This is a genomic window from Pseudomonas syringae pv. coryli str. NCPPB 4273 (assembly GCF_000972175.1).
In the GTDB taxonomy this organism is placed as follows: Bacteria; Pseudomonadota; Gammaproteobacteria; order Pseudomonadales; family Pseudomonadaceae; genus Aquipseudomonas; species Aquipseudomonas syringae.
This window is the reverse complement of the sequence record NZ_AWQP01000053.1, coordinates 143,679-169,928: the sequence shown is the minus strand read 5'-3', so window position 1 is coordinate 169,928 and position 26,250 is coordinate 143,679. Positions and strand designations below refer to the sequence as shown.

At 59.1% G+C, this 26,250-nt stretch carries 26 protein-coding genes; 14 read left to right on the top strand and 12 right to left on the bottom strand.

Features of this window, described 5'->3' with window-relative positions; genetic code table 11:
* Nucleotides 1-172: 172 nt before the first annotated feature.
* From efeO (P406_RS20940) to efeU, 4 genes are read right to left on the bottom strand one after another with little or no spacing between them, the layout of a single operon-like run.
* Nucleotides 173-997: an iron uptake system protein EfeO gene (efeO, locus tag P406_RS20940; RefSeq protein ID WP_003417764.1), complete on the bottom strand. Its 825-nt coding sequence runs from the start codon at nucleotides 995-997 to the stop codon at nucleotides 173-175.
* Between the two features lie 29 nt (nucleotides 998-1,026).
* Nucleotides 1,027-2,349, bottom strand: coding sequence for an iron uptake transporter deferrochelatase/peroxidase subunit (gene efeB / locus P406_RS20935; protein WP_046237253.1), 1,323 nt, complete (start codon nucleotides 2,347-2,349; stop codon nucleotides 1,027-1,029).
* Between the two features lie 19 nt (nucleotides 2,350-2,368).
* Entirely contained in the window at nucleotides 2,369-3,580 is a 1,212-nt protein-coding gene (efeO, locus tag P406_RS20930) for an iron uptake system protein EfeO (RefSeq protein WP_046237252.1), read from the bottom strand.
* An 8-nt stretch (nucleotides 3,581-3,588) separates the two neighbouring features.
* Nucleotides 3,589-4,443: an iron uptake transporter permease EfeU gene (efeU, locus tag P406_RS20925; RefSeq protein ID WP_046237251.1), complete on the bottom strand. Its 855-nt coding sequence runs from the start codon at nucleotides 4,441-4,443 to the stop codon at nucleotides 3,589-3,591.
* A 232-nt stretch (nucleotides 4,444-4,675) separates the two neighbouring features.
* On the opposite strand from efeU, the gene P406_RS20920 reads away from it, so the two are divergent.
* The 12 genes from P406_RS20920 (at nucleotide 4,676) to P406_RS20870 (ending at nucleotide 15,853) form a co-directional block, all read left to right on the top strand.
* Nucleotides 4,676-5,392 (top strand): 2OG-Fe(II) oxygenase, encoded by a 717-nt coding sequence (locus P406_RS20920; protein ID WP_046237250.1) that lies wholly within the window; start codon nucleotides 4,676-4,678, stop codon nucleotides 5,390-5,392.
* 140 nt (nucleotides 5,393-5,532) lie between these two features.
* Complete coding sequence (locus P406_RS20915; protein WP_004411004.1) at nucleotides 5,533-6,198, top strand: DNA-3-methyladenine glycosylase family protein; 666 nt, start codon at nucleotides 5,533-5,535, stop codon at nucleotides 6,196-6,198.
* Nucleotides 6,199-6,268: 70 nt separating this feature from the next.
* The gene (gene ada, locus P406_RS20910) at nucleotides 6,269-7,420 is read left to right on the top strand and encodes a bifunctional DNA-binding transcriptional regulator/O6-methylguanine-DNA methyltransferase Ada (RefSeq protein WP_046237249.1); all 1,152 of its coding nucleotides are present in this window, start codon (nucleotides 6,269-6,271) and stop codon (nucleotides 7,418-7,420) included.
* Nucleotides 7,421-7,431: 11 nt separating this feature from the next.
* On the top strand, nucleotides 7,432-7,716 hold the full coding sequence (locus P406_RS28185) for an Ada metal-binding domain-containing protein (RefSeq protein ID WP_080115806.1): 285 nt from the start codon (nucleotides 7,432-7,434) through the stop codon (nucleotides 7,714-7,716).
* A 182-nt stretch (nucleotides 7,717-7,898) separates the two neighbouring features.
* On the top strand, nucleotides 7,899-9,296 hold the full coding sequence (locus P406_RS20905; protein ID WP_235810363.1) for an iron-containing redox enzyme family protein: 1,398 nt from the start codon (nucleotides 7,899-7,901) through the stop codon (nucleotides 9,294-9,296).
* The gene (locus P406_RS30380) at nucleotides 9,277-9,573 is read left to right on the top strand and encodes a Rieske 2Fe-2S domain-containing protein (protein ID WP_046237247.1); all 297 of its coding nucleotides are present in this window, start codon (nucleotides 9,277-9,279) and stop codon (nucleotides 9,571-9,573) included. The genes P406_RS20905 and P406_RS30380 overlap by 20 nt, the downstream gene beginning before the upstream one ends.
* Before the next feature lie 48 nt (nucleotides 9,574-9,621).
* On the top strand, nucleotides 9,622-10,590 hold the full coding sequence (locus tag P406_RS20895; RefSeq protein WP_080343829.1) for a class I SAM-dependent methyltransferase: 969 nt from the start codon (nucleotides 9,622-9,624) through the stop codon (nucleotides 10,588-10,590).
* A gap of 57 nt (nucleotides 10,591-10,647) precedes the next feature.
* On the top strand, nucleotides 10,648-11,931 hold the full coding sequence (locus P406_RS20890; protein ID WP_046237246.1) for an MFS transporter: 1,284 nt from the start codon (nucleotides 10,648-10,650) through the stop codon (nucleotides 11,929-11,931).
* An 18-nt stretch (nucleotides 11,932-11,949) separates the two neighbouring features.
* A complete protein-coding gene (locus P406_RS20885) occupies nucleotides 11,950-12,882 on the top strand; it encodes an alpha/beta hydrolase (protein ID WP_004410990.1) in 933 nt (310 codons plus the stop codon).
* Nucleotides 12,879-14,153, top strand: a complete 1,275-nt coding sequence (locus tag P406_RS20880; RefSeq protein WP_046237245.1) for an ATP-grasp domain-containing protein — start codon at nucleotides 12,879-12,881, stop codon at nucleotides 14,151-14,153. The genes P406_RS20885 and P406_RS20880 overlap by 4 nt, the downstream gene beginning before the upstream one ends.
* Nucleotides 14,150-15,064: an alpha/beta fold hydrolase gene (locus P406_RS20875; protein ID WP_235810361.1), complete on the top strand. Its 915-nt coding sequence runs from the start codon at nucleotides 14,150-14,152 to the stop codon at nucleotides 15,062-15,064. The genes P406_RS20880 and P406_RS20875 overlap by 4 nt, the downstream gene beginning before the upstream one ends.
* 72 nt (nucleotides 15,065-15,136) lie before the next feature.
* Nucleotides 15,137-15,853, top strand: coding sequence for a M24 family metallopeptidase (locus tag P406_RS20870; RefSeq protein ID WP_004410986.1), 717 nt, complete (start codon nucleotides 15,137-15,139; stop codon nucleotides 15,851-15,853).
* On the opposite strand, the gene ampC is transcribed toward P406_RS20870, so the two are convergent.
* On the bottom strand, nucleotides 15,830-16,999 hold the full coding sequence (gene ampC / locus P406_RS20865) for a class C beta-lactamase (protein WP_046237244.1): 1,170 nt from the start codon (nucleotides 16,997-16,999) through the stop codon (nucleotides 15,830-15,832). The genes P406_RS20870 and ampC overlap by 24 nt on opposite strands.
* A gap of 144 nt (nucleotides 17,000-17,143) precedes the next feature.
* Between ampC and P406_RS20860 the strand changes: the two genes are divergently transcribed.
* Both P406_RS20860 and zapE read left to right on the top strand, forming a co-directional pair.
* Entirely contained in the window at nucleotides 17,144-18,589 is a 1,446-nt protein-coding gene (locus P406_RS20860) for a SulP family inorganic anion transporter (protein ID WP_046237243.1), read from the top strand.
* Nucleotides 18,590-18,671: 82 nt separating this feature from the next.
* Nucleotides 18,672-19,787, top strand: a complete 1,116-nt coding sequence (gene zapE, locus P406_RS20855; RefSeq protein WP_046237242.1) for a cell division protein ZapE — start codon at nucleotides 18,672-18,674, stop codon at nucleotides 19,785-19,787.
* Between the two features lie 3 nt (nucleotides 19,788-19,790).
* Here the strand turns inward: zapE and rarD are convergent, their stop codons facing one another.
* The 7 genes from rarD to P406_RS20820 form a co-directional block, all read right to left on the bottom strand.
* Entirely contained in the window at nucleotides 19,791-20,675 is an 885-nt protein-coding gene (gene rarD, locus P406_RS20850; RefSeq protein ID WP_046237241.1) for an EamA family transporter RarD, read from the bottom strand.
* A gap of 162 nt (nucleotides 20,676-20,837) precedes the next feature.
* Nucleotides 20,838-21,494: an HAD family hydrolase gene (locus P406_RS20845; protein ID WP_046237240.1), complete on the bottom strand. Its 657-nt coding sequence runs from the start codon at nucleotides 21,492-21,494 to the stop codon at nucleotides 20,838-20,840.
* A 6-nt stretch (nucleotides 21,495-21,500) separates the two neighbouring features.
* Nucleotides 21,501-22,721: an MFS transporter gene (locus P406_RS20840; RefSeq protein ID WP_046237239.1), complete on the bottom strand. Its 1,221-nt coding sequence runs from the start codon at nucleotides 22,719-22,721 to the stop codon at nucleotides 21,501-21,503.
* Nucleotides 22,718-23,632: an ABC transporter substrate-binding protein gene (locus P406_RS20835; RefSeq protein WP_046237238.1), complete on the bottom strand. Its 915-nt coding sequence runs from the start codon at nucleotides 23,630-23,632 to the stop codon at nucleotides 22,718-22,720. The genes P406_RS20840 and P406_RS20835 overlap by 4 nt, the downstream gene beginning before the upstream one ends.
* An 8-nt stretch (nucleotides 23,633-23,640) precedes the next feature.
* Complete coding sequence (nudK, locus tag P406_RS20830) at nucleotides 23,641-24,237, bottom strand: GDP-mannose pyrophosphatase NudK (RefSeq protein WP_046237237.1); 597 nt, start codon at nucleotides 24,235-24,237, stop codon at nucleotides 23,641-23,643.
* Nucleotides 24,234-25,139 (bottom strand): S-methyl-5'-thioadenosine phosphorylase, encoded by a 906-nt coding sequence (mtnP, locus tag P406_RS20825; protein WP_046237236.1) that lies wholly within the window; start codon nucleotides 25,137-25,139, stop codon nucleotides 24,234-24,236. The genes nudK and mtnP overlap by 4 nt, the downstream gene beginning before the upstream one ends.
* On the bottom strand, nucleotides 25,136-26,248 hold the full coding sequence (locus P406_RS20820) for a fatty acid desaturase family protein (protein ID WP_046237235.1): 1,113 nt from the start codon (nucleotides 26,246-26,248) through the stop codon (nucleotides 25,136-25,138). Before P406_RS20820 ends, mtnP begins: the two co-directional genes overlap by 4 nt.
* Nucleotides 26,249-26,250: the final 2 nt, after the last annotated feature.

Below are 26,250 nucleotides of genomic sequence, written 5' to 3'. Positions count from 1 at the left end.
AAGCACTTTAGAGCAATTTGGATTTGGCTAAAGGCACGGCCCGGAATCTGATGACTATCGTTCCTCACGCTCCGCGTGGGAATGCAGTTCGTGACGCTCCGCGTCACACTCAGGTGCAGTAACCACCGGGCAGGGCAAAGAGCCGCACCTTGGGCAGGCGCGGCGCTTCAGGTCAGTTCAGGCCCAGTTTGCCGCGCAGGGTCGAGAGGTCTTCTGCCAGGGTGTTGACCGGGCCGATCAGGGCTTTGCGGTCGTTTTCTTTGACCTTGTCGTAGGTTTCAAAGCCACCGTCCTTGGTTTTGTACTTGGCGAGGATTTTGTCCACGGTGGCGAAGTTCTTGTCGACTTTGCTGGAGAAGGCCTTGTCCTGCTGTTCGATCTGCGGGCGGAACAGGTCGACGATTTTCTTCGCGCCGTCGATGTTGCCCTGGAAGTCATACAGGTCGGTGTGGCTGTAACGGTCTTCTTCGCCGGAGATCTTGGTCGCTGCCACTTCTTCCAGCAGGGCTGCGGCGCCGCCGACGACTTTTTCCGGCGGGAAGGTCAGGTCGGCCACGCGCTTTTCCAGGTCTTTGACGTCGCTCAACAGCTTGTCGGCGATAGGGCCTTGATCTTTTGTGGTGTTCTGCGAGAACAGCGCATATTCCAGGCGATGGAAGCCGGTGAAGTCTTCCGCCGTCACGCCTTGTTCATGGTCGTCGACGCGTGAGTCGATGGACGCGTCCAGGTCACTGAACAGTTCGGCAATCGGCTCGACCGACTCGTAGTACACGCGGGTTGGGGCGTAGAGCTTCTTGGCTGTCGCGATGTCGCCTTTCTTCACGGCATCGGTGAATTTCTGGGTGTGGCTGACCAGTTCTTCGATGTTCTCGGTCACGTAGATCTTGTAGTCCGACACCGGGCCTACCAGATCCAGCGGCGCGGTAGCGGCGAAGGCCGCCAGTGGAGTCTGGAGCAGGCCAAGGGTCAGGAGCAAAGCCAGGGGCGTCTTTTTCATGAGGGTCTTCCGGGTCAGGAGTGGATAGGTCATGCGTTTTGAGTGGACGATACGGCCGCCAGCAGCGAGCGACCGATGAAATCCTGGTCGCCGGTTACCCCCGGCAGGGTGAAGAAATAGCCGCCACCGACCGGTTTGAGGTATTCCTCCAACGGCTCGCCGTTAAGCCGGCTCTGTATCGTAATGAAGCCTTTTTCCAGGTCGGCCTGGTAGCAGATGAACAGCAGACCCATGTCCAGCTGACCGTTCTTGTTCACCCCGTTGGAGTAATTGAACGGGCGGCGCAGGATCAGGTTGCGCTGGCTTTCGGCAGTACGCGGGTTGGCCAGGCGGATGTGCGAATCCAGCCGGGTTTTCTTGCCTTCCGGGTCGGCTGCGTAGTTGGGCACATCGCTCTCGACTTTGCCGTCCATGGGCGCGCCGGTGCTTTTGCTGCGGCCGAAAATCGACTCCTGCTCCTGCAAGGGCGTGCGGTCCCAGCGCTCGACGAAGTTGCGGATGATGCGCACCGCCTGATAGCTGCCGTTGGCGGACCAGGCCGGTTCGTCGCTGCCCGGCTGCACCCAGACCAGTTCGTTCATGGTCTTCTGGTTGTTGGAATCCGGGTTCGCCGAGCCATCCCGGAAACCCAGAAAGTTGCGCGCGCTTTCCGGCGGCTGACCGGGTTTCTTCGGTGCCTGGGGCGGCACGGTGCCTTCCTGTTTCCAGCGCACCAGCAGCAGGTCGGGCAGGTTCTTGACGATGTCGCGTAGCGCATGGATGTTGCTGTCGGCGGTGTTGGCGCAGAACTGGATGCTCAGGTCGCCATGGCAACTGGCCGGGTCCAGCGCATCGTTGGGGAAACCGGTCATGCGGCTCAAGCGTTTCGGCTTGATCGGGGCCAGACCAAAACGCTCGTCGAACAGCGACTCGCCCACCGACACGGTGATGGTCAGGTTGTCCGGGGTCACCACCGGACCGAGAATGCCCGAGTCCGGCGGTGGCAGTTTCGGATCGATCTCCGGCACCGGGCCACCGGTCATCAGGAATGCGATGCGCTCGTTCAGCGTGCGAAACAGACGTTCCAGGTCCTCACGGTCTGCGGCCAGAACATCGAATGCCACCAGCATGCCCGCAGCAGGGCGTGGGTTGACGATGCCGCTCTGATGCAGGCCGTGAAACTCGTTGTGGTCCTGCGTTTTCTCACTGTTCGGCGCTTCGGCGACTTTTGCAGGTGCTGCGGCAAGTACGTTGCCACTCAGGCTGCTGCCAGCCAGCGCGGCCCCTGCAGCGCCAAGCCCCATCAGCACGCGGCGGCGTTGCAGGGAGGCCGGAGCGTTGCTTGTTTCTGGATTGCTGTCCGGATTTTTCATCGTGCTGTGCTCCAGTAAATCAAAGGCCGGAGAGGCCGAGTGCCGGGTCGATGCCATTGAGTGCGTCAGCCAGAGCGCCAGCCTTGGCGGCGATCTGCTGACGCTGCGCCTCATCCACTTGATCGTAGGGGCGCACGCCGCCATCGGCGCTGCTCAACGCATCGAGCGTGGTGTCCAGATCAGCCATGGCTGCGTCGATCTTTTGCAACAGATCGCCCGCACTGCGGGCCAGCAACGGCCGCAGCAGGTCGACGATCTTGCGGGTGCCGTCCAGATTGGCAGCAAAGCCGTTGAGGTCTCTGTGGCTGTAGCGTTCCTCTTCGCCGTTGCTGCGCACATCAGCCAGGCTGCGCAGTGTGCGCGTGGCAATGGCCGCCAGTTGTTCGGGCGCCAGCGATTGCGCCATCAACTGTTGCTTGAGCTGGGTGACATCGGTTTGCAGACGCTGTGCGACCGGCGCCAGGCCCTCGACACTGTGTTGCTCGTAAAGGCCGTATTCAATGCGATGAAAGCCGCCGAAGCCGGGGTCCTGTTCACGTTTCTCGTAATAGTCGGCGCGGGCGTTGATCGCATTGTCCAGCTCGGCCAGGCGCTGTGCAGCCGGTGCAATGCGCTGGTAAGCGGCGCGGGCTGGCAGGTAGGCTGCTTGAGCAGCGCTCAGGTCGCCGGCATCAATGGCCTGTTGCAAGGCGGTGACGGCCTTGATCAGCGCCGAGCTCTGCAGGCTCAGGTACACGCGGTACTCGGAGAGCGGCCCGATGAAGGCGGTCATGGACGGACGCGCCTTGGCCTTGGCGTCGGACTCTGCCGTCGGCGTGACATGCAAGGTGCCACGCGGGTTGCTCAGCAGACCGCAGGTAATCGCGTAATCGCCGGGTGCCAGGTTGGCATTGATCACCTGGCTCAGACCTGGCGCGATGTTTTCCCGTTCTTCAATCACCAGCACGCCATCGAGGATTTCCCATTCGACGGCGCGCTCCGAGCGGTTGACGATGCGGAAGGCGTTCTTGCCCGCGGCGACCGTCAAGGCGTTCGGTTCGCAGTTGTGGGCGTGGATATTGACCACGGTTTCAGTACCGGCATTGGCCGCGCGCTTTTTGGCCGCAACCTGCGAGGCGTAGTAGAACAGCCCGCCTGCGGCGATCATCAGGATCACTGAGCCGGCGACTGCCAATCGCAGGACACGGGGCGGCCGGGCTTTCCCGGAAGGCCCTGAGGGACGGTTAGACATGGAGGCCCTTATTCGTTCGTAACAGAAGATGTGTTTGGCTGCATGACCCTGCAAGCGGCCGGGGTGTGCGGCTTGAAGAACAGCAGCAGCGCCCCGATCAGGTAAATCAGGTAGGCACTCAGGGTGCTGACCGTCGGCGCGTCCTGGTAACCGAACATGCCGGCCAGTACCGAACCGGCAGGGCCGTCCATCGGCAGCAGCGCACTGATGTCGAAAACCACTTCCTGCAGGTGATTCCAGACCCCGGCTTCATGCAGTGCCTGAACGGAGTTGGCGAGAATGCCCGCTGCCACTACCAGAATGAACAACCCGGTCCAGCGGAAAAACAGGCTCAGGTTGAGGCGCATGCTGCCGCTGTAGATGGCCACGCCGAAAGCGACTGCCAGCAACAGGCCGAGCAGGGCGCCCAATGGCGCGCCGGAGCCTTCGCTCTGCTGGAATACGGCGAGCAGAAAGAACACGGTTTCCAGGCCTTCGCGGGCCACGGCGAAAAACACCATGGCGATCAGCGCGTAGGTCTGGTTTTTCGAGCCGGTGAGGGCAGCGTCGAGTGATTCGTGCAGCGCGTGTTTGATCGACCGCGCGACCTTGCGCATCCAGAACACCATGGAGCTGAGAATGCCGACCGCGATCAGGCCGACGATGCCTTCGAACAGTTCCTGCTGCTTCTGCGGAAACTCGGCACTCATCAACTCAAGCCCGCCACCGACGAACAGCGACAGCGCGGCAGCCAGAAATACGCCGATCCACACCGCAGGCATCCACTCGCCGCGGCCGGTCTGCTTCAGGTAACTGGCGATAATGCCAACGATAAGCGCGGCTTCGATGCCTTCGCGCAGCATGATCAAAAAGGGAACGAGCATATCTCACCGGGTCAAAGCTGTAGGGTGAACGTGTCTCAGCGGGTCGTAGGCCGGAAACACTGCGTAACATAATGATACTCATTCTTGAATGCGGGTAGTTGTTTTTTATCGGCTTTGTGTTTTTGGCAGGTCGTTCAGGTTAGGTTCAGCGAAGAATTCAGGAGCAATAAACGGGAGGCGCTGCGCCCAGGGTGTGCGTAGGGTAAAGCATGCCATTTAAGGAAGGACGCCAATGCTCGACCCTACGCTGCAATCAAGGCTCGATTCGGAAAACTGGACCCAGCATCTGCGACGTATCAACGACCATGGGTTTACGGTCTTTTCAGGCTTGTTGCGAGCGGACACCTGCGCGCGCATCGCTGAGTCGTACCCTCAGGAACATTTGTTCAGGTCATGCATCGATATGAGGCGGCACGGTTTCGGCGCGGGACAATACAAGTATTTCGCGTACCCGCTGCCCGAGCCTGTTGCGGCACTCAGGTCTGATATTTATCGTCGCCTTGTGCCTCTGGCCAACTGCTGGAACGAGAATCTCGGATTCGAACACCGATACCCCGAGCAGCACTCATCATTCCTCGACCAATGCCACGCCGCTGGTCAGACCCGACCCACTCCCTTGCTACTGCGTTACGGCGCGGGGGACTATAACTGCCTGCATCGGGATGTGTATGGCGACACTTTATTCCCTTTGCAGATGGCTGTTTTGTTGTCGCCACCGCACGAGGCGTTCTCGGGTGGCGAGTTTGTCATCACCGAACAGCGGCCCAGAATGCAGTCGAGAGTCAGCGTCGTGCCTCTGGAGGCCGGTGACGCGGTGATATTTGCCGTTAACCGGCGCCCGGTGAAGGGGGCTCGGGGTTTCTACTCGGTTTTCGCCCGGCATGGCGTCAGTGAGGTTCTCACGGGGAGTCGCTTCACTTTGGGCGTTATCTTTCACGATGCGCAATGATGCAGGTCGCCGCGCGAACCTGATCAGGAGGGCTGCGTGGTTGCTGGGGCTGGAGCATAACGCGATCATTTGCAGAAACTGCGACGGTTCACTCACATTGAGCTTTCCTTCGGCTCATATCTTTCGCTTTGGAAAACACCATGTCACCAGAATCGGATAGGGCTGATGCGCCACACGCCCATGCAGTCGAACGGCTCAAGGCCATCGACAGGCGCTGGGAGTTGCTTATCAATCACGTCGGTCCCTGCCTGCACCCGGTCACTTCCGCGCAGGATCCATTTCAGGCACTGATCAAGGCTGTCGCCTATCAGCAGTTACATGCCAAGGCGGGCGACGCGATAGTCATGAGGCTGCGGGCCCTGTTTCCAGACACCGCCTTCCCGGCTGCGCAGGCGTTGATCGATCTGGATGAACAGACACTGCGGTCCTGCGGTTTCTCGGCGTCCAAGTGCCGCGCAATCAAGGCTATTGCTGTTGCAAGGAGCAATGGGCTGGTCCCTGATATCAGTGATGCACTGGCCATGAGCAATGAGGAACTGGTCGCTCGTCTTGTTCAGTTGCCGGGTGTCGGCCGCTGGACCGTGGAAATGATGCTTATCTACGGTCTGGGGCAGATGGATGTGATGCCAGCCAGCGACTATGGCGTGTGCGAAGGTTACCGACGGCTGTATGCTCTCGAGCTCAAGCCAGGTCATAAAGAGATGGCCGCTATGGCTGAACGGTTCGCACCGTTCAGAACGGTTGCGGCCTGGTATCTTTGGCGTGTGCCTATCGATTTGGTCGAAAGCGCCCCATTTCGAATTTGAAAGCAAGAGTCGGAGTGCCAATGGGTTCGGTTGACGATATGTTCATGGAAACTCAAGGCGGGGTACTACCATGGAAAGCACAGAGAATCGAGTCGCAGAGCACGCTCCACGGACCGAAGACGATCCGCGCTGGAATGTTCTGATCAACCGCCGTTCGGGAATCGGCGCTGATTTTGTCTATGGCGTGGTGACGACGGGTATCTATTGCAAGCCGTGCAGCCCGACCAAGCTTCCCAAGCCGGAAAACGTCGTATTCTTTGATACAGAGGGCGAGGCTGAAGCCGCTGGTTTTCGCCCGTCGATGCGCGGCAACAGTGATCAGGAAAGCGTGGCAATCAAGCATGCTGCGGCGGTTTCCGAAGCCTGCAGGCTGATCGACACGTTCGACTCGGTGCCAAACCTCAGCGACCTTGCGGAAAAGGTCGGAATGAGCAGTTTTCATTTTCACCGCACCTTCAAGAAACTTACGGGGTTGACGCCGAAAGCCTATAGCGTCGCTTCCTTGCGCTCGCGAGTGAAAGTCCAGCTCTCTCACGATGTGACCATCACCAGTGCGCTGTATGAAGCAGGTTTCAACTCCAATAGCCGATTCTATGAGGCTTCGCAGAAAATGCTGGGTATGAAACCTTCCGAATATCGGGCAGGCGGGGCCAATGTCGATATTAGGTTTGCATTGGGTGAAAGTTCACTGGGCTCGATTCTGGTGGCCAGAAGCACCAAGGGTATCTGTGCCATTTCACTGGGGGATGACCCGAATGTTCTGGTCGAAAGGTTTCAGGATCAGTACCCCAATGCCAACCTGATCGGCGGGGATGAAGAGTTTGAACAACTGGTCGCCGAGGTGGTGGGGTTTGTCGAATCACCCGCGACCGGCCTGGCGCTACCGCTCGATATTCGTGGCACGGTTTTTCAGGAGCGGGTATGGCAGGCGCTCAGGGATATACCTGCCGGATCGACTGCAACCTACACCGATATCGCCGCCAGAATAGGTATGCCGAGTGCGGTACGGGCGGTCGCCAACGCGTGCGGTGCCAACAAGCTGGCAGTTGCCATTCCCTGCCATCGTGTCGTGCGCAGCGACGGGTCTTTATCCGGTTATCGTTGGGGTGTCGAGCGCAAGCGCAAATTGCTTGAGCTTGAATTCCAGGATAAGGCTGAAGATTTTCGACTGGACAACGGCCAGGAGCACGATGACACCACTTTTGCCAAGTGCAAGGTGTGAGGTGCACATCAATGTGGAAGCTCGTGGATGCACAGGGTGAACCCTTTCTGAGCCGCGAGCCGGGTCGGTTGGGAGGGCATCGACGAAGCAAGATATACGGTCGTCTGAATTGTCCCGCCGCGCTTCTGGCGTTGAGCAAGGGAGGTTACAGGCAGCACCGGGTCTTTTTTATTGACGAGCCGACAGCTATTTCTGCCGGTTTTCGCCCCTGTGGCAGGTGCATGGCTGCCGAGTATCGACACTGGAAATCGGAAAGCAGGTCGAACGTGAAACTTTCGATTGCCAAGATAATGTGAAAGCAAGAAACGGGGTGTTCCTCGTATCATCCTGAAATAAAGTGATTGTCCCGCCTGCTACTTCTTCTGTTAGCGCCGTCGAGCGGAACGTATTAGAGCGCCTTGGCGCTGTCGTACGTGTGAAAGCAAGTAATGGATTGCCTGATCTAATCGACCGCACCTAATGGCTTGGGAGTATTGCAATGGAATCTGCATTGTCTGTATACGACTTCGACGATCATATGGCTCGCTTAAAGGACATACACCTCTACAAAGATGGTGTTTCCTGGGTTGAAAAAAACAGCGTATGGAAAAGACCACTTCGGCCCCAGGCATTCGCGTATTTGAGTTTTGAACCTGTTTCCCGAACGACATTATTTGACGCTTCATCCTTTACGATGAACCGGGCATTGACTGCACTGTATGAACAAGATTTTTTCTACTTGCCAGACACGTCGGAAAATATTGTTGCTGCCCTCAAGACGTCTTACAGCGACCCGCTCAGAGCACTGGCCGCCACCTTGATTCCTGAACTGGAGCACCGGGTATTGGGCGCGTTGCAGGACGAAGTGACTGTCGGTGGAGAGTGGGACAGTATGTTGTTCAAGCGCTACCTGGCGAACAGGCTGGAACCTTCATCCTCCGCCGGTAACGATTCGATCAGCCTCATAGAAAACGCCACCGATCAGGCCGTACTGGTGCGTCTTCTGCTGATGCAGCACGCCGTAGACTTCCTGCCCGAGTCATCGCACATGGCCCGGTTTGTGAAAGGTGATTTCGGCGAAGCGCAATCGGCTTTGTTCCGTGTGCTGCTGGATGAGTTTGGCTACGGCAGACATGCTGCCAAACACAGCACGCTGTTCAAGGAAACATTGAAATCTGTCGGCCTCCAGGATCATTCACATGCGTACTGGAATTTTTATCTGAATGCTTCTCTGCTCAATAACAACTACTTTCATATGCTGACGCGCAGCCCCGAACGGTTTTTTGAATACGTCGGCGCAATCACCTATGCGGAAAACTCATTCGGTCCTTACTGCGGACGTGTCAAGGCACTGCTGCAACGCTGCTTTTCAGACGCCGACACGCGCTATTACACCGAGCATGTTCATATCGACGGCTACCACGGGTCCATGACGTTGAATGAGCTGTTGTTGCCGCTGGCAGAGAAGTACGGTGCTTGTGTATATCCCGAGTTTGTCAAGGGCATCGAAATGGCCTGCGCCCTGCAACAGATCATGGAAGATGATCTGTGTGCGCAAATAACATGGATGGACAAGCGTGCGCAGTATCGACAACTGGGCATGGATATCAAAGCCGCAGTACTGGCCAGTATTCACACGATACCCGTGACTCACCTTGACGAGCCAAAAGGCGAACTTTCCGTTCCTCATGTGCATGACGGCGATGAGTTCTGCATCGTGGATGAAGGCCTGCTGAGGTTTTGCCATGGCCCTGACTGCTTCAGCGATCTGGGACCTGGCGAGTGTGTGGTTATTGCCAAAAACAGACTGCACGGTGCATTGGTGCTTTCCGAGTCTTGCAAGTACCGAATTCTTTCTATTGGGGATTATCGCCACTATGCAACTTATAGCCTTTGAAAGCTCAGGTCACGACACGGTTATAAAAACGGCGCTCAAATACATTCAGATGCGACGTGGAGAGCACGGAGAGATTACGTTCAAGGATATGACGTGCCAGCACCGGGGCGGGCCTTTGACGCATGGCAGTGAGGATGAGGAGTCGGTGACCTGCCCCTGGCATGGCAGGAAAACCAGAAAATGCCGGATTCCTTATCTGGATATTCCCTACGTGCAAAACAGGGGCGCTGTGTGGGTCGGCCTTCAGGATTTTCAACGCCTCATACAGAACGTTTGATCCAGTGCGGCATGGAAAGACGATCATTATTATCTTCGGAGAGATGAAATGTTGAGTGTAAACAGTACACCCGTTTTTACTTCCCCCGCCGTGGGCGAGCCCCCTCATAGGGTCACCAGTATTCCTCGCTGGCACTTCGCGATGTTGAATGACCACCAGCGTAACCAAGCGTTTTACGAGGCCATTGAAGCAACAGACTTTTCCGGTAAAACCGTTCTGGATATAGGCACCGGGTCGGGATTGCTCGCCATGCTGATCGCTCGCAAAGGGGCCAGGCATGTTTACACCTGCGAGTTCAATACACGCGTGGCCGACAAGGCACGGGAAATCATTCGCGCCAACGGGCTGGAACAGCAGGTGACGGTCATTAATAAAATGTCTACGGACCTTTTGTCAGGTGTCGACGTGCCTCGGCACATCGACGTCATGATTTCCGAAACGGTTGACTGCGGTTTTTTTGGCGAAGGTTTCGGTATGGCCCTGTTGCATGCCAAACGCGAGTTGTTGAAACCGGACGCTGAGGTGATTCCTCGCGCCGTCACGTTGAATGCCTGTCTGCTATCGAGCCAGGACGTAGCCAATCTGAACGGTGTGCACGACGATATTTATGGGCTGGATGTCAGCGCTTTCAATCAATTCAAAACTGCTGGCTATTTTCCGGTTCGTCTACAGACCTGGCCTCACCAACTGATCAGCGATCCGGTCGAGTTTTACAGCGCCAGGTTTGAGGGCCGTGTCTCTTTTGATATGGCGTCAGAAATGACTTTTACCGCAGATGCCAACGCGGTGGCGCATGGTGTTGTTTTCTGGTTCGACCTGTACTTGAAGGACGATAACTGTCTGTCCAACGATCCTCATAACAGTCGCTCTCACTGGATGCAGGCCGTTCAATTGTTCGACAGTCCGGTCTATGTCCGGCAGGGGCAGGATTATCAAGTGCCTTTCTCCATCGATTGCAGTGGTGTGCAGTTCGGCGACAGCCTTTCAACGGGTGCGCTGCGCACGATTGCCGGTTGAGGCACCCGGCTGCCCCAATCAAGGCGCGGCCCGTTCCCATGAGTCAGGAGATGCGGTATGGACGCTGAAACAACAGATCCGGTGCAGCACGCTGCGCACAGGAATTTCAATTTATTATGGTCGGGTCAATCGTTAAGTCTGTTGGGTAATCAGTTTCTGGTTATCGGACTTCCGCTGCTGGCCGTGCAAGTGGTCGGTGCATCGGCGGCGCAGGCGGTGTTGTTGCCGTTTCTGATGTTTGTACCCTTTCTTTTCTTCGGGCTGCCGGTCGGTGCGTGGGTTGACCGCCTGCCCAAGCGCAAGACAATGATACTGGCTGATCTGGTTCAGATGGTCGTGTATGCAAGCATCGCATTGCTCTCGATGCAAGGCTGGATGACCTTTCCCTTGCTGATGGTTTTGGTGTTCTGTGCGGGGGTGGCCACTGTGTTCTTTCAGGTGGCCTATAACTCGTTTCTCCCTGAACTCTATTCCAGGGCCAGTGAGCTTCAGAAAGGTAACGCCAAGCTGTTTTTTTCCGAGTCGATCGCTCGAACGCTCGGACCCATGGCCGCAGGGCCCGTCATTGCCGTGTTTGCGCCGCCTTTAGCCATTTTGCTCAATGGAGGTTCTTTTCTGGTCTCGGCGCTCACGCTGGGCGCGATTCGCCATCAGAGAACTGACCTGGATCGAGCCGAGGTCGCACCGGTAAGAATGTCGATCATGTCCGATATAAAGGCCGGACTGAGATTTGTCTTTTCGCACCCGAAACTTGAGCCAGTGTTTTTATGCGGTGCCGTGTATGTGCTGTTTCTGACCATCATAGAAACCAGCCTTGTGCTGTATTGCAAAGATGTTCTGATGCTGTCTCCCGGCACTATCGGCCTGGTAATCGGTGCCGCAGCGGCAGGTTTTCCGGTGGCTAATCTAATCTCGTCGCGGTTGATGAACCACTTCGGTATTTCGCGCACGCTGGTTATCGCTGCGGCGACCTCGGTCTGCGGTCTGTTCCTGATTGCTGTCTTCGGTGCCGCGGATTCTATTGCAGGGCTGATTGCTGCCAGCGTTCTGCACGGTCTGGGCGAAGGCGTATTTGGCCCCACTTCATTGACACTGAGGCAGACCGAAACGCCTCTGACGCTGCTGGGCAGAGTGAATTCGGTACAGCGCTTCATGATCTGGGGAGCGATTCCCATGGGCAGCGTCTTGACCTCTCTGATCATCACGTATGCAGGGCTCGAATGGACGCTCTGGTTCGGTGGGATAGGAACTGCTCTGTGTCTGTTGCCGCTCGTAAGGCGAGGGATTCTGGCCGATCTACGCGCACCGAATCAGGCAGTGAACGCGGATGTCACCCACTAACCTGCTGGAGAATCGTCGATGAGTTACGCACCTGGTATTGAAGAGTTTGTGGGGCGCTGCAACGCAGTCATGCCGCCTGATTTCTATACGTATCCGCTGGATGAACAACGCCGCTTGTATCAGAGCCTTGTGGTCGAGTTTCCTTACGACGTTCCGGCTGACGTGAGCTGGAGCGAGCAGGATGTGATCCATCGCCAGTTGCCCACGCGATTCCGGTTTTATGAACCGGCGCAGACACTCCATGCAGGTCTGGTCATCTACATCAGGGGTGGCGGTTTCGTGGTCGGCTCCCTGGACACGCACCACAGTGCTGCTGCCGAGATCGCTTCCAAGGCTTCGGTAAAGGTTATGGCGGTCGATTTCAGACTCGCCCCGGAGCATCCTTTTCCCGGGGCGCTGGAAGATTGTTATGCGGCGTTGGTCTACGCCTGCGAAAACGCCGCGCTTCTGGGAATTGACCCCAGACGCATTGTCATCGCAGGAGACAGCTCGGGGGCGAATATGGCCGTGGTCATCGCCATGATGTGCCGTGATCGCAACGGTCCAGAACTTGCTGGTCAGGCTTTGATCAGTCCGGTGCTGGACTTCACACGGTGGCAAGAGGGAGGCGATGACGCGCCATTGCTGACAGGTGGAGAAATGGAGTTCTATACCGCGTGTTATTCGCCGGACGCCCAGACCGTTTCGCACCCTTATATCTCGCCCCTGATAGCAGGCAATTTCGAGGGTTTGCCCAAAGCCTACATCATGGGGGCGGAAAAAGACTCGCTGGCCATTGATGCCGAGCAGTATGCGCACAAGTTGCAGGAGCAGGGGGTCGACGTCGAGTGGGTGATCGAGCCCGGAATGGTTCATGCCGCCATTCGGGCGCGCTCCTTGAGCCCCTCGGTACAGGATGCATGGGACCGTTACTGCGCGAAAATCGGCGAGATGCTGGGAGCGGCATCATGAGCCCGGTCGCGCAACGCTATGTGGTCATCGTGGACCCGTATTCGTCCGGCAGCCTGTTTGCCAGGGAGTTTGAGTCCTCTGGCTGCAAGGTCATTGCGGTTCTCTCGTCAGTAGAACCGCCGGATGTCTACGCCGCTTCTTATCGACCCTCAGACTTCGAGCGGGTCTGCGTCGCCGATAGCGAAGACCTTGGCCCGTTGCTTGACACGTTGCGTAACTACCTGCCGCTCTGTGTACTTGCCGGCTGCGAATCCGGCGTGGAGCTTGCCGAACAACTGGCTCCGTTACTGGTCCCCGAGTGCGCAAACACGGTTGATCTGGCAGCCGCCAGGCGGGATAAGGGTGTGATGGCGCAGGCTGCGGTCGAGTCTGGCGTGGCGATGATGAAACAGATATGTACGGATGATTTTTCCCTCATGCAGGACTGGCTGCTGCGCAGCGGACTTGCAGGCCGCAGTCTGGTAGTCAAACCTCCTAAAAGTGCCAGTACCGACGGCGTTGTCAGAGTGGATGACGAGTCTGGCCTCAAACAGGCATTCGATGCTTTGCTCGGTCAGCCCAATCGGCTGGGAATCATCAACGACCGGGTACTGATTCAGGAGTACCTGTCAGGTACAGAGTACGTTGTCGATACATTCAGCCACGGCGGCACGCACACGCTCTGCAGTGTCTGCAAGTACACCAAGCTGGAGCATGCAACCGGCATGGCCATCTACGACCGAATGGATTGGGTCAGCCCGGAGGATGCCGTGGTAGAGCCGCTGATGGACTATGCGCAGGAGGTTTTGAACGCGCTGGGCATTCACTGGGGCAATGCTCATATTGAAATCATGCAGACCCGCGACGGTTTGCGCTTGGTCGAAGTGGGGGCCAGACCCCACGGCGGAGGGCACCCGCGGCTTTGTTTTCAGGCAACGGGAGACAGTCAGATTCACCGTTCAGTCAATTACTTTGCACACAGCATCGTGCCTGGTCGGCGCTATACCCTGCTCAAGAACATGACTGTAGTGTTTTTCAGGGCATTGGCACCCTCAGTGGTCAGAGGGGTGGCCAGGCTGCATGCACTTGCGCAGCTTTCCTCCTGTCTGGATACCAGTATTCAGGTTCAGGATCAGCAGGCAGTACCTGCGACTCGGGATCTGTTTGCCACGCTGGCACTCGGATTTGTCGTGCTGGCCCACAGCGATCCCAGGCAGTTGGAAAAAGATGTCATTGCCGTTCGACAGGCTGAAAAAGCAGTATTTCAGAGCCTTGAGCAGGGGGCTGCATGACCGGACAAGTCTGTATCCAGCATGCACCGGGCACTCTCTGCGAGGTCAGGGGTAAAAGGCTTTGGGTCGAGCAGTGCGGGGAGGGTGAGCCTTTGGTGTTACTGGCTGGTCTGGGGCCGGCCGGTTCACATGCGATCTTTCATCCACACTTTGACGACCTGCACAGAGATTTTCGGGTGATCTACGTCGACCTTTATGGCCGGGGTCGCTCCGATCGGCCAGTTAGCCTCACGGACATCACCTTTGCTGAAGATGTGCTTGATGTAAAAGCGCTGATAAAACAGCTATGCCCGGACGGCGCCCATCTGTTCGGGTTTTCCTATGGTGGGTTGATCAGCCTGCAAGTCACGCTGGATGAGCCTTTCAGCGTGCGCTCCCTACTGCTGTGCAACTCCCTGCACAGCCCGCAGATGTGGCAGAAGAATCACGACAACATCAACCACGTGATCAGGTGTCAGTTGCCTGAAGTGTGGGCGGCCATACAACGAATACGCGCGCAGGGGGAGGTGTCTACGTCGCCAGAGATGCAAGCGCTGTTCGGCAGGGCGACTGCGCTTGTAAGGTTTTACAACCCGGAAAACGCCAGCAGGCTGCTGACCGAACCGGGAGCGCGCAATACAGAACTCTATCCGGTGTTTTGTGGCAAGGATGTCGATTTCGACATCGGCGGCCAGTTGTTGAGCATTCCTGATTTCAGACCGCGTCTCAAAGAAATTTCGGTGCCTGTAAAAGTATTGGCCGGCCGTCATGACCGCGCACTTTATCCCGATTTGCAACGCGAGTTCGAACAGGGCTGTGTCGAACTTGAGTTTCTTGAACGCAGCGGTTCGTTTTCTTTTATCGAGGAGAACGAACGGGTTCTGAGCCTTTTGAGAGCGCATTGCCGCCGCACGTCAGGTTGCAACGGATAACCGCCGCTCCACTGGGCTGTAGTGGTCAACACCCCCTTTGAAACCCATTCGCTCTCAATTGAGGTAACTCCCATGCTCAATCTGCATGATCGTGATGCTCTGGAAGCCGTCGGCGCGCATTACAACGCAAGCAACATGATGAGGGTCCGCAACATGACGCGTGACGCGGTGATGGAAATAGCAGGGCTGATCAAGCCGGGTATGATTGAAGAACAAGCGCTTGAGCTGGCCAAACATGTGCTTGCAGAACGGGAAATGCTTCGCGGATGGCATGGGGTATTTGTCCGCTTCGCAAGCAACACCATCAAGACTTTCGGTGCCCCCTCCGACGTCGGAGTCGTACTTGGCGAAGACGACATTTTCTTTATTGATATCGGCCCGACCTGGCAGGGCTTCGAGGGCGATGGCGGGCAAACGTTCGTGACCGGCACTGATATCGGGAAGGCTCGTTGCGCGCAGGATTCACAAGCGATATTCCACGAAGTACGCCGGCATTGGCTGACCACTGGAGCAACGGGCAAGGCCCTTTACCTTTTTGCTGCCCAAGCCAGTGAGCGGCGTGGCTGGGAGTTGAATATGGACCTTGATGGCCACAGGTTGTCGGACTTTCCGCATACCGCGATCTACAAAGGTGCGATGGCCGATATCGAATTCACACCCAGCAGCCAGTTATGGGTATTGGAAATCCATATCAGGCACCCTGATCACACCTACGGTGCCTTTTTTGAAGACATGCTGCTGGAAGACGAGTATTTCGCCGAATCGTCAGAGCGTACCCGGCTCCTCTGAACAGCACTGCAGTTGGCCAAGAATCCGGTAAGCCAGCCTTGCGCGCTCTTCATTCGGATAGTTTTTGTTGGCCAGAATCACGATGCCGAGCTGTTTTTCCGGAATGAACGCCACGTAGCCGCCGAAACCGTTGGTTGATCCGGTTTTGTTGACCCAGACCGAAGATTGCGCTGCCTGCGGCGGCTCGATCATTTCGGCTTTGACCGTGTTCAGCATGGCGCTGGCATTGCCCTCAAGCAGCGTCTCGAGACGGACCGGCAGCGGATACTGCTCCCAGATCAGGTCCTGAGTCATACCGCCGACCTTGAAGTAGCCGGTCCGAGTGTCGCGCAGGGCTTTTTGCAGCGCGGCGTCGTTTTGACCGAGGCCGATGTTCGCTTCGATAAAACGCAGTACGTCCCGGGTACTCGATTTCACCCCGTAGGCTTGCGCCGCCAGCGGACCTGGATTGACCCTGACCGGCTCGTCGAGTTTGTTGTAGCCCTGCGCATACAGCGCCTGTTTTTCATCGGGTACATCGATATAGGTGCTGCTCAGACCCAGCGCCGGAAACAGCCGCTGCTGCAGGGCTGTTTCATACGGCAGCTTCATGCTGCGCGCCACAACCATGCCGAGCAGGCCCACACTGGGATTGGCGTAGGTGCGATGGGTGCCGGGCAGATATTCGGGCTGCCAGGCCTTGAAATATTCCATTAACTGGCGGGGGTTCTGCACGTTATCCGGCACCTGAAGCGGGAAGCCGCCAGCCGTGTGAGTGCCCAGATGGAAAACCGGCACCTTGCCCAGCCGCGTGGCCTGCAACTGCGGAATATAGCTGTCGATGCTTTGCGTCAGCGACAGCTGCCCATTGGCCTGCGCCCAGGTAGCGAGGGTGGCGGTGAAGGTCTTGCTGATCGAGCCAAGTTCAAACAGCGTATCGCGGGTCACTGGCTGGCCGGTGGCTTTTGACGCGACGCCGTAGGTGTAGAACTGCTGTTTGCCCTGGCGAGTGACGGCGATCGACAGGCCCGCAATGTGATTTTCCTGCATCACTTTGCTGGCTTCTGCCTGCACGAATGCGTCGACAGCCGCCGTGTCGTCGTCGGCAACAGCCACCGCACTGGCCAGCAGAAGGCCTGTGCAGAGCAGCGTTCCATTCCATTGCATCGGTCTACTCCTTGTTGTTTTGGGGCATGGGCCGATCATCAGAGAGCCTTCCTGGAAGCCCCGCCGTGGTGGTCGGTCGTCAAAGGTTTGCGTAATATGCCCCCTTTTTTGCGCTTCTTCCACGGAGCGCCGCTCAGGTAACCCATGAAAACGATCCGTATACGTGCCGAAGTCCTGGCAGGCCTCACCACATCTTTTGCATTGGTGCCCGAGTGCATCGCCTTCGCGCTGGTGGCCCATCTCAATCCGCTGATGGGGCTCTACGGCGCATTCATCATCTGTACCCTGACTGCGCTGTTCGGCGGGCGTCCGGGCATGGTGTCCGGTGCGGCCGGTTCCATGGCCGTGGTGATCGTCGCGCTGGTGGTTCAGCAGGGCGTGCAGTATTTGCTGGCGACCGTATTGCTGGGCGGTCTGATCATGATCCTGTTCGGCTTGCTGCGGCTCGGCAAACTGGTGCGTCTGGTGCCGTATCCGGTGATGCTGGGCTTCGTCAACGGCCTGGCGATCGTCATCGCGATGGCGCAACTGGAACACTTCAAAGTGGGTGAATCATGGCTCAGCGGTACGCCGCTGTACGTGATGCTCGGGCTGGTGGCGCTGACCATGGCGATTGTCTACCTGTTGCCACGCCTGACCCGCGTTGCGCCGCCAGCGCTGGTGGCCATCCTCAGCGTCGGGCTGGCGGTCTACCTGCTTGGCCTGCCGACCCGCACCCTGGGCGACATGGCGCACATTGCTGGTGGCTTGCCGGTATTCGCCATGCCGGACATTCCGTGGAATCTGGAGACGCTGCGCATCATCGCGCCTTACGCGATCCTGATGGCGCTGGTCGGTCTGCTGGAAACCCTGCTGACCTTGAACCTGACCGACGAGATCACCGAAACCCGTGGTTATCCGGATCGCGAGTGCGTGGCACTGGGTGCTGCCAACGTGGTGTCCGGTGCCTTCGGCGGCATGGGTGGCTGCGCGATGATCGGCCAGACCGTGATCAACCTGAGTTCTGGCGGCCGCGGTCGTCTGTCGGGCGTGGTAGCGGGTTTGATGATCCTGATGTTCGTGCTGTTCCTCTCGCCGCTGATCGAGCGCATTCCACTGGCGGCACTGGTCGGAGTGATGTTCGTGGTCGCCCAGCAGACCTTCGCCTGGGCCTCGCTGCGCGTATTGCGTAAGGTGCCGGTCAACGACGTGCTGGCGATCATTGCCGTGACCGTGGTCACGGTGCTGACCGATCTGGCCACCGCAGTGGTGTTCGGGATTATCATCGCGGCAATCAATTTCGCCTGGCAGCAGGCTCGCGAGCTGTACGCCGACAGTCACATCGAAGCCGATGGCAGCAAGGTCTACCACCTGCATGGCACGCTGTTCTTCGCCTCGACCACACCGTTTCTCGACCAGTTCAACCCGGCCGAAGACCCGACTCAGGTGACACTGGATTGCCGCCATCTGAGCTTTGTCGATTACTCGGCCATCGCTGCGCTCAAAACCCTGCGCGAGCGCTACGCCAAAGCGGACAAGCATCTGCGTGTGGTCCACCTGTCCGAGCGCTGCAAGCGACTGCTCAAGCGTGCCGGCGTGCAGCATGCCTGAGTTGAGTTGATGAGTTGCGTTGCGCGGCGCAGCCTCGTATACGCTGGATGTCTTTTCTCCGATAGCGAAGGGTGTGTGCCTGATGGATGCCGTCTCTCCTCTGCAAGCCTACGAACGTGCCGTCCAGCGTGGATTTCAACCCGATCAGGCGCAGTTGCAGGCCGCCCGGCAATTGCAGGCGTGTTACGAGGGGCTGGCCGACGCTCGCGGTAGGGCCCGCGGCGTATATCTGTGGGGGCCGGTCGGGCGTGGCAAGACCTGGCTGATGGACCGCTTTTTCGAGAGCCTGAGCATACCGGCCCGGCGTCAGCATTTTCATCACTTTATGCGTTGGGTGCACAAACGCATGTTCGAGTTGATGGGCACTTCCCAGCCGCTGACCGTGGTCGCCAGGGAGCTGGCGCGTGACGTGCGGGTGATGTGTTTCGATGAGCTGTTCGTCACCGATATCGGCGACGCGGTGATTCTCGGCGGGCTGCTGCAGGTGATGTTCGAAGAGGGCGTGGTGCTGGTCTGCACGTCCAACCAGCCACCGGAGCAGTTATACAGCCATGGCCATAATCGCGAGCGCTTCCTGCCAGCGGTTGCGGCCATTCTGAAGTACATGGATGTCGTGGCCGTCGACGGCGGCGAGGATCACCGGCTGCACCCCGGGCAACTGCATCAGCGCTACTGGATTGCCGAAGCCGGTCGACCCAGTGCCTTGCAGGGCATCTTCGAAGCGTTGAGCGCGGATCAGCCGGTCCACGATTCGCAGGTCATGCTCGGTTATCGCAGCATCAATGTGGTTCAGCATTCCGACACGGCCGTGTGGTGCCGCTATCGCGACCTTTGCGAACAGCCGCTGGCGGCCATGGATTTCATCGCCTTGTGTGATCGCTTTTCGGTGATTCTGCTCAGCGAGGTGCCGCTGCTGGGGGCCGCGCAGCGCGAAGCGAAAATTGCCCGCGGCACCGAGGATGGCGTCGAGCAGGTGACCGCAGGCGATCGCGAGCTGCCGCAGTTGTCGCCCAACGATGACGGCGTGCGCCGTTTCATCGCGCTGGTCGACGAGTGCTATGACCGGCGCATTCCGCTGTATGTCGAAGCGCCGGTGCCGATGGACGAGCTGTACACCGAGGGCTACCTGTCGTTTGCCTTTCGGCGCACCCTCAGTCGGCTTCAGGAAATGCAGCTGGAGCGTTTCACCGAGTCCTGACGCTCAGCTCGCATCGCGGCGGCGCTGGGCCAGCATATGCTTGGCGCCTTCGATCATCAGGACCACCACGGCCAGCCAGATCGGCAGGTACGTCAGCCATTCATCGCGACTGATGCTCTCGCCCAGCAGCAGGGCGACGCCGACCAGCAGGATCGGCTCGACATAACTGAGCAGCCCGAACAGGCTGAACGGCAGCAGGCGGCTGGCAAGAATGTAACTGACCAGCGCCGAGGCACTGATCACCCCGAGCAGCGGAATCAGCAGGTACAACAGCGGTGCCTGCTGAATGGCCTGCGGATGGCCGTGGGCGATGAACCACAGGCCGATGGGCAGCATCAGCAGCATGTCGAACCAGAGCCCGCCGAGGTGATCGGTCTTGAGCGTGCGACGCAGCACGAAGTACAGCGGATAGCCGCCCGCGACCAGCAGGGTTTCCCAGGAGAAACTGCCCAGCCGCCACAGCTCATGCGCCACGCCGATCAGGGCAAACACCGCAGCGACTTTCTGCAGGTAGGAGAGGTGCTCGCCATACACCACGCGGCCGGTGAGAATCATGCTCAGCGGCAGCAGGAAATAGCCCAGCGATACCTCCAGACTGCGCCCGTGCAGCGGCGCCCACATGAAGATCAGCAACTGCGCACCGAGCAGCACCGAAGACAGCAGCAGCGCGAAGATCAGCAGCGGTTGCTGCCTGAGCCGGACAGCCACTTCGCGGACTCGCCGCCAGTCACCGCTGACCAGCATGAACAGCGTCGCGCAGGGCACGGTGAGCAGCATGCGCCAGCCGAAGATTTCTTCGCCGTCGAGCGGGGCCATCAGTGACGTATAGAAATACATGACCCCGAACAGCGTAGACGCCAGGACTGACAGCACCACACCTTTGTACACAACGGCCTCCGCAACAGCTGAATCGACAGATTGCGCACCTGTCTGGTGCGCGCGGAGGCTAGTTTAGTGTGCAGGGTCGCAAAAAGCTCGGATTTGCAGGCGCAACGTTCGTCAGGCGAGGGCGCGCGGATGTCACCCTGCACCTGACCGAAAACGGGCGCGTCAGGAGGGCGATTCAAGGTGTCGCCAGAGCGCATCACCGTTGAAGTCGCGAATGATGTCCCGGGCACCGGCCGCTCGTAGCTGACCCTCATCCAGCCCCGACAGCATGCCGAAGGTATGGATCCCGGCGGCGCTCGCCGATTGGACGCCTGCCAGCGAGTCCTCGAAGGCAAGCGCCTGATCGGCCGTCACATCGAGCAGTTCCAAGGCCGTGAGATAAGGCATCGGATGTGGTTTGCCACGTGCCAGCTCACCGCCGATCACGATGGTGTCGAACCGGTCGACAATGCCCAGGCCGGTCAGCATGGCCATGGCGTTTTCACGGGGCGCATTGGTCACCACTGCGGTGCGCAGGCCGGTTTCGCGCGCGTGATCCAGGATACGCAACACGCCTGCCACCGGGATCGTCTCGCCCAGTTGAGCGCGAAACATGGCCTCTTTCTCCGCCGCCAGACTGGCGTATTGCGCCGCCGGAATATCGGGAAACAGGCCGCCAAAAATCATGTCATCCGGAAAGCCCATGACATGGGCCTTGTAATAACCGATGTCCATCGAACGTTCCCAGCGTGCGAGCAGCTGGTTATAGGCGTTCAAATGCAGTTCATCGGTGTCGATAAGCGTTCCGTCCAGATCGAACAACAGCGCGCGAAGGGCCATCGATTCCTACTCCTTTGAGGGGGCGGTAGCGTTGCCGGCAGACCAGGCACCACGTAAGGCGGGGACCAGCGGCAACATGAGAAGGGGATAGACGATCAGCAGGCTGAAAGCTGCCTCGACCCCGATTCGCTCGGACAGCAGCCCGAGCAGAAACGGCGCCAGCAGCAGCGCCACACCGACCGCCTGTGATGCCTGGGTACTGAGCGTCGAGCTGGCCTGTGGCGCAATACGCATGGACGAGCCAAGAATCAGCGGAAAGAAATTGCCCAGGCAGGCACCGAGCACGAACGTGAGGATCGCTGTGCCGATGACGCCTTGTACGAACGACAGCACCAGCAGCGTGGCAATGGCGCTGAATATCACCAGGGTCAGCAATGTAAACGGTGAGACCCGGCGAAGCGCGTAGCTGCTGACCAGTCGCCCGCAGACGGTGCCGGCAAAGTACAGGCTCATCAGCGTCGCTGCGACCGACGCGCTGGTCTGTACATGGGTCTTGATGTACTCCGCGCCCCAGAACCCCACGCCCCATTCCGCCGAGATCCCGAGTATCACCAAGGCCCACAGACTGAGCCGGGTCAGGCGTTGCAGGCGCGGGGTATCGACCCTTTGCGATGAGGCGTTATGGCCGGCCCCGGACTTATGAATAGTCAGCGGCAGGCAGAACATGACCAGCGCCCAGCTGCTGACCATCAGCGGGGCCATGCGCCACGACAGCCCGATGGCTGTCGCGGCGCCCACCAGCAGCGCGCCGCCCAGTACACAGAGGCCCGCCACGATGTGAGCTTCCACCAGTTTGGCGGCAGCCTGCCTACCATACAGTCTGCCGAGCATGGCCTGTCCGACAGCCATGACCAGACCACCCGAGAAGCCCATCAGTACGCTGCCCGGCAGTGTCATGGTCAAACCGCCGGCGATCGAAAACAGTCCACTGGCCAGCACGATAGAGCCTATGGCGATACGACCGATGCCGATTGTCAGTGCCCGGCCCTCCAGCCAGCGATAGGGAACCCCGATCAGCACCAGCCCCAAGGCGTATGCGGCGAAATGCAGGCCAGTCCAGCGCAGATCAAGATTGAACTCGGCACGCAGAAACGGCATCAGCGGTCCGAGCATGCCTTGCTGGGCCCCGAACAGGCCGAACATCAGGTAAATCCCCCACGGCCGTCGCTCCGTTCTTGCCGGGGCAGAGGGCGACTGCATCGATTGGTTGTGGGCCATGTCGGTCATAGGCCAGCCTTTGTGTCGAACAGTGAATGCCAGCGTGCGCAACGGGCGACTTTGGTATGGCTGGCCTCGATGGCATCCAGCGCCTTTAGGTCGGCCGCTGCCAGTGTATCGCTCGACACGCCACCGATCACGACCTTGCCGTAGCGTCGGCTGATGGCAGCGGCGCCCGGCGAAAGCATCCAGCCAAGTGCCTGCAGCGCCTGTGTCGCACGCGGCGAACCGGCGCGACAGCCGAACACTTCGAACTCGTAGCGACGTGCATCACCGGGCACGCACCAGTGCAGGGAACCGCGCTGCGCCGCTGCGCGAGTAGCAGCCGTGGACACCGTCACGCCGACCAGCGCATGGCCCTTGATCACCGCCTCTATCGGGGCGGTGGACGACCCGCTGATCGATGGCCGCAGTTGTGCAATGTGAGCGAGCCTGTCCCAGGCCTGCTCGCCGTACTCTTCGAGCAGCGCGCTGAGGTGCAGATAGCCTGCGCCCGAGCGTCCCGGATCTGGCAAGGCAATCCGATTCGCCCACGCCGGTGCGCACAGCGCTTCCCAGGACAGTGGCGGCGTGAGGCCGTGGGCAGCGAGCACGTGCGGGTCATAACAAAAGGCCGGGACAAAGCCTGACGGGCTGAACCAGCGTCGGTCGGCGGCAATCGCCTGCGCGGGCAGAGTCGAGCAATCAAGCGCGTCCAGCGTCAGCAACTGCGAGTTCAGTGCAGGATCGAGCAGGGCGGTGGCAGCCGTCCCCAACAGCAGATCCCAGTCGCCTGCCGTGCCATCGATCACGCGTTCGATCAATTCTGATGTGGACCAGCGCGAGAGGCGCACCGGTACACCGATATGCTCGCTGATGCCTGCCACGAACTCGGCCAGTTCGGCATTTTCCATCGAGCTGATAGCGATAAGTTCATCCATGCCCGGCCTCAATCCAGCAGTCCATGCAGCTTGGCGTACTGTAGCAGCATGATGGTCTTGCCGTCGCAGATCGCCCCGGTGTCTATCATGGCCAGCGCTTCGTCCAGCGGCAGCTCGAGAACCTCGATTTCTTCGCCTTCCGCTTCCAGACCACCGCCGTCGCTCAGCTTGTTTTCATCGAAATATTCGCCGACGAAAAAGTACAGCCGCTCGGTCACCGACCCAGGGCTCATGAACGCTTCGAAGACCTTGCGCACCTCCTGGATGCGATAACCGGTTTCTTCCTCGGTCTCCTTGCGGATACAGGTTTGCGGATCGTCGCGATCCAGCAACCCGGCGCAGGTTTCGACCAGCATGCCGTCGTGCTCGTTGACGAAGGCCGGAAAGCGGAATTGCCGGGTCAGGACGACGGTCTTCTTCAGCTTGCTGTAGAGCAGGATGGTTGCACCGTTGCCGCGGTCGTAGGTTTCCCGGGTCAGGGTGCGCCAGGCGCCGTTGCGCCCCTGAAAGTCATAGGTGGTCTTGCGCAGTACGTACCAGTTGTCCGAGAGCACTTCGACCTTCTTGATACGCACTCTGTCCTGAGTGGTGCCCGGATTGTTCATGCCTTGGCCCCCAGGTGAGTGGCGTTGGGGGCAACCGTCAGCAGGCGCGCGATCATTTCCGGATCGCGGTGCTCGGGGGCGGTCATGACGGCGGTGTCCAGCGCATGATCACACCCGGCTGAGCAGGTACCCTGGTGTTCGCCCAACCGCGTCACGGCTTCGGTGACCAGACGGCGTGTCAGTGCGACCGTATCGGCCATTCGCTGGGCGACCAGCGTCGCGTTGACCTGTTCATGGGACTCGTGCCAGCAGTCGAAGTCCGTGGGGATGGCAATCATTGCGTAGCAGAGCTCCGCTTCGCGTGCCAGCTTGGCTTCCGGCATGGCGGTCATGCCGATCACGGTGCCACCCCATTGGCGATAGAGGCTGGACTCGGCGCGTGTCGAAAACTGCGGCCCTTCCATGACCACGTAGGTGCCGCCGTTGCGGGCCTGCACGTCGGCGGCTTCTGCGGCGCTGGCCAGCACCGAACGCATGCGCCCGCACACCGGGTCGCCAAACGGTACGTGACCGACCAGTCCCGGCCCGAAGAACGTCTTGTCGCGCTTGATGGTGCGATCGATGAACTGGTCGATCAGCACGAAGCTGCCCGGCGGTGCATCGTGGCTCAGGCTGCCCACGGCACTCACCGACAACAGTTGAGTGCAGCCGACACTGCGCAGCGCGGCAATATTGGCGCGCACATTGATGAACGCGGGCGGGATGGTATGGCCCACACCGTGGCGCTGCACGAACGCCACCGGCACCTCGTTGAGGGTGCCCAGCGTGACGGGAGAAGAGGGTTTGCCGAACGCCGTTTCGCACTCGACGAGCTGTATGTCCTTCAAACCGGGCAACTGTTGAAGGCCACTGCCGCCGATGATGCCGATACGTTGAATGTGCTGATGTGCCTGGGTATTCATACGCTGCCTCTGGTTTTCAAGATGGTTTCTGGATGTCCGGTGGTCACCAGACGCTCATACAGTTCGGATAGCGCAGTGGGTGCGCTGCCGCGTCGAAGCAGCAGGCCTTCACTGGCGTTGTTGCTGTAGCGTGGCTCATGGATTTTCAGATGCCGGTCAATCGCCGGCAGGTAGTTCCAGCGCACGCCGGGGTACAGCGAGTGCGCCAGGTGATAGGCGTCGGACGTCGGCGCGATGAACACGCGAATCAGCCACCCGGTGATGCCGAAATAATCGGTGGGTCGGCCTGCCAGGTATTCAAGATCGCGTCGGTCCCTGGACGTCCCTTCGACAAACCAGCGGTGCTCGGTGAGCAGTGACACCCAGGCAAACACCGGATACGACGTTAGCAGCGGAACCAGCCAGCCAAACAGCACGCCTTTCCAGCCGCCTGCCCAGTAGAGCAGCGCGGTAACCGCCAGCAGACACACGACGCGAACCACCGTGCTCAGGCGCGAGTGATTCAACAGGCTGTTGCGCGCCATGGTGCTCAGATTGACCCGGGCCCCCTGGGGCGTCAGCGGATAGAGCAGCAACCAGTAGAATTTGCCGGGGGAGATGCCGGCCACGTAGCCACCGGCATGCACCCGTGCGCGGTTGGGGTCGAGATCCGGATGATTGGGGTTACGATGGTGTTCCAGCGTGTGGGTCTGGTGTCGGCTGCGCATGTCACGTTTGAACGCTGGAAACTGATAGAAGATATCGCTCAGCCACCACTGCCAATCGTGATGCGGGCACAACGCAAAATGCACGGCGTTATGGCCAAACTCCTGCAGCGCACGCAGCCGTCCACCGCTCCAGAGCACCACCATCAGCCAGGCCAGCGGCGAGGAGTAGAGTGATGCGAGCAGCACGGCGGCGACGATATCCAGCCAGGTCCAGATGAACGGCAGCGGCGCGAGCCAGCCATCCAGCGGTCGGTAGTAGTGCTCCTTGCGGTCCGGTAGCCGGGGTATCAGGCGCAGCAATCGCAATATGCGCTGCTTGTCGCGGTAGTAAAAGGCAACGATCGCACGCAAGGTCAATGCAGTGGCGATCAGGCCAGACAGAACAATGTGCGATGTGGCCATGC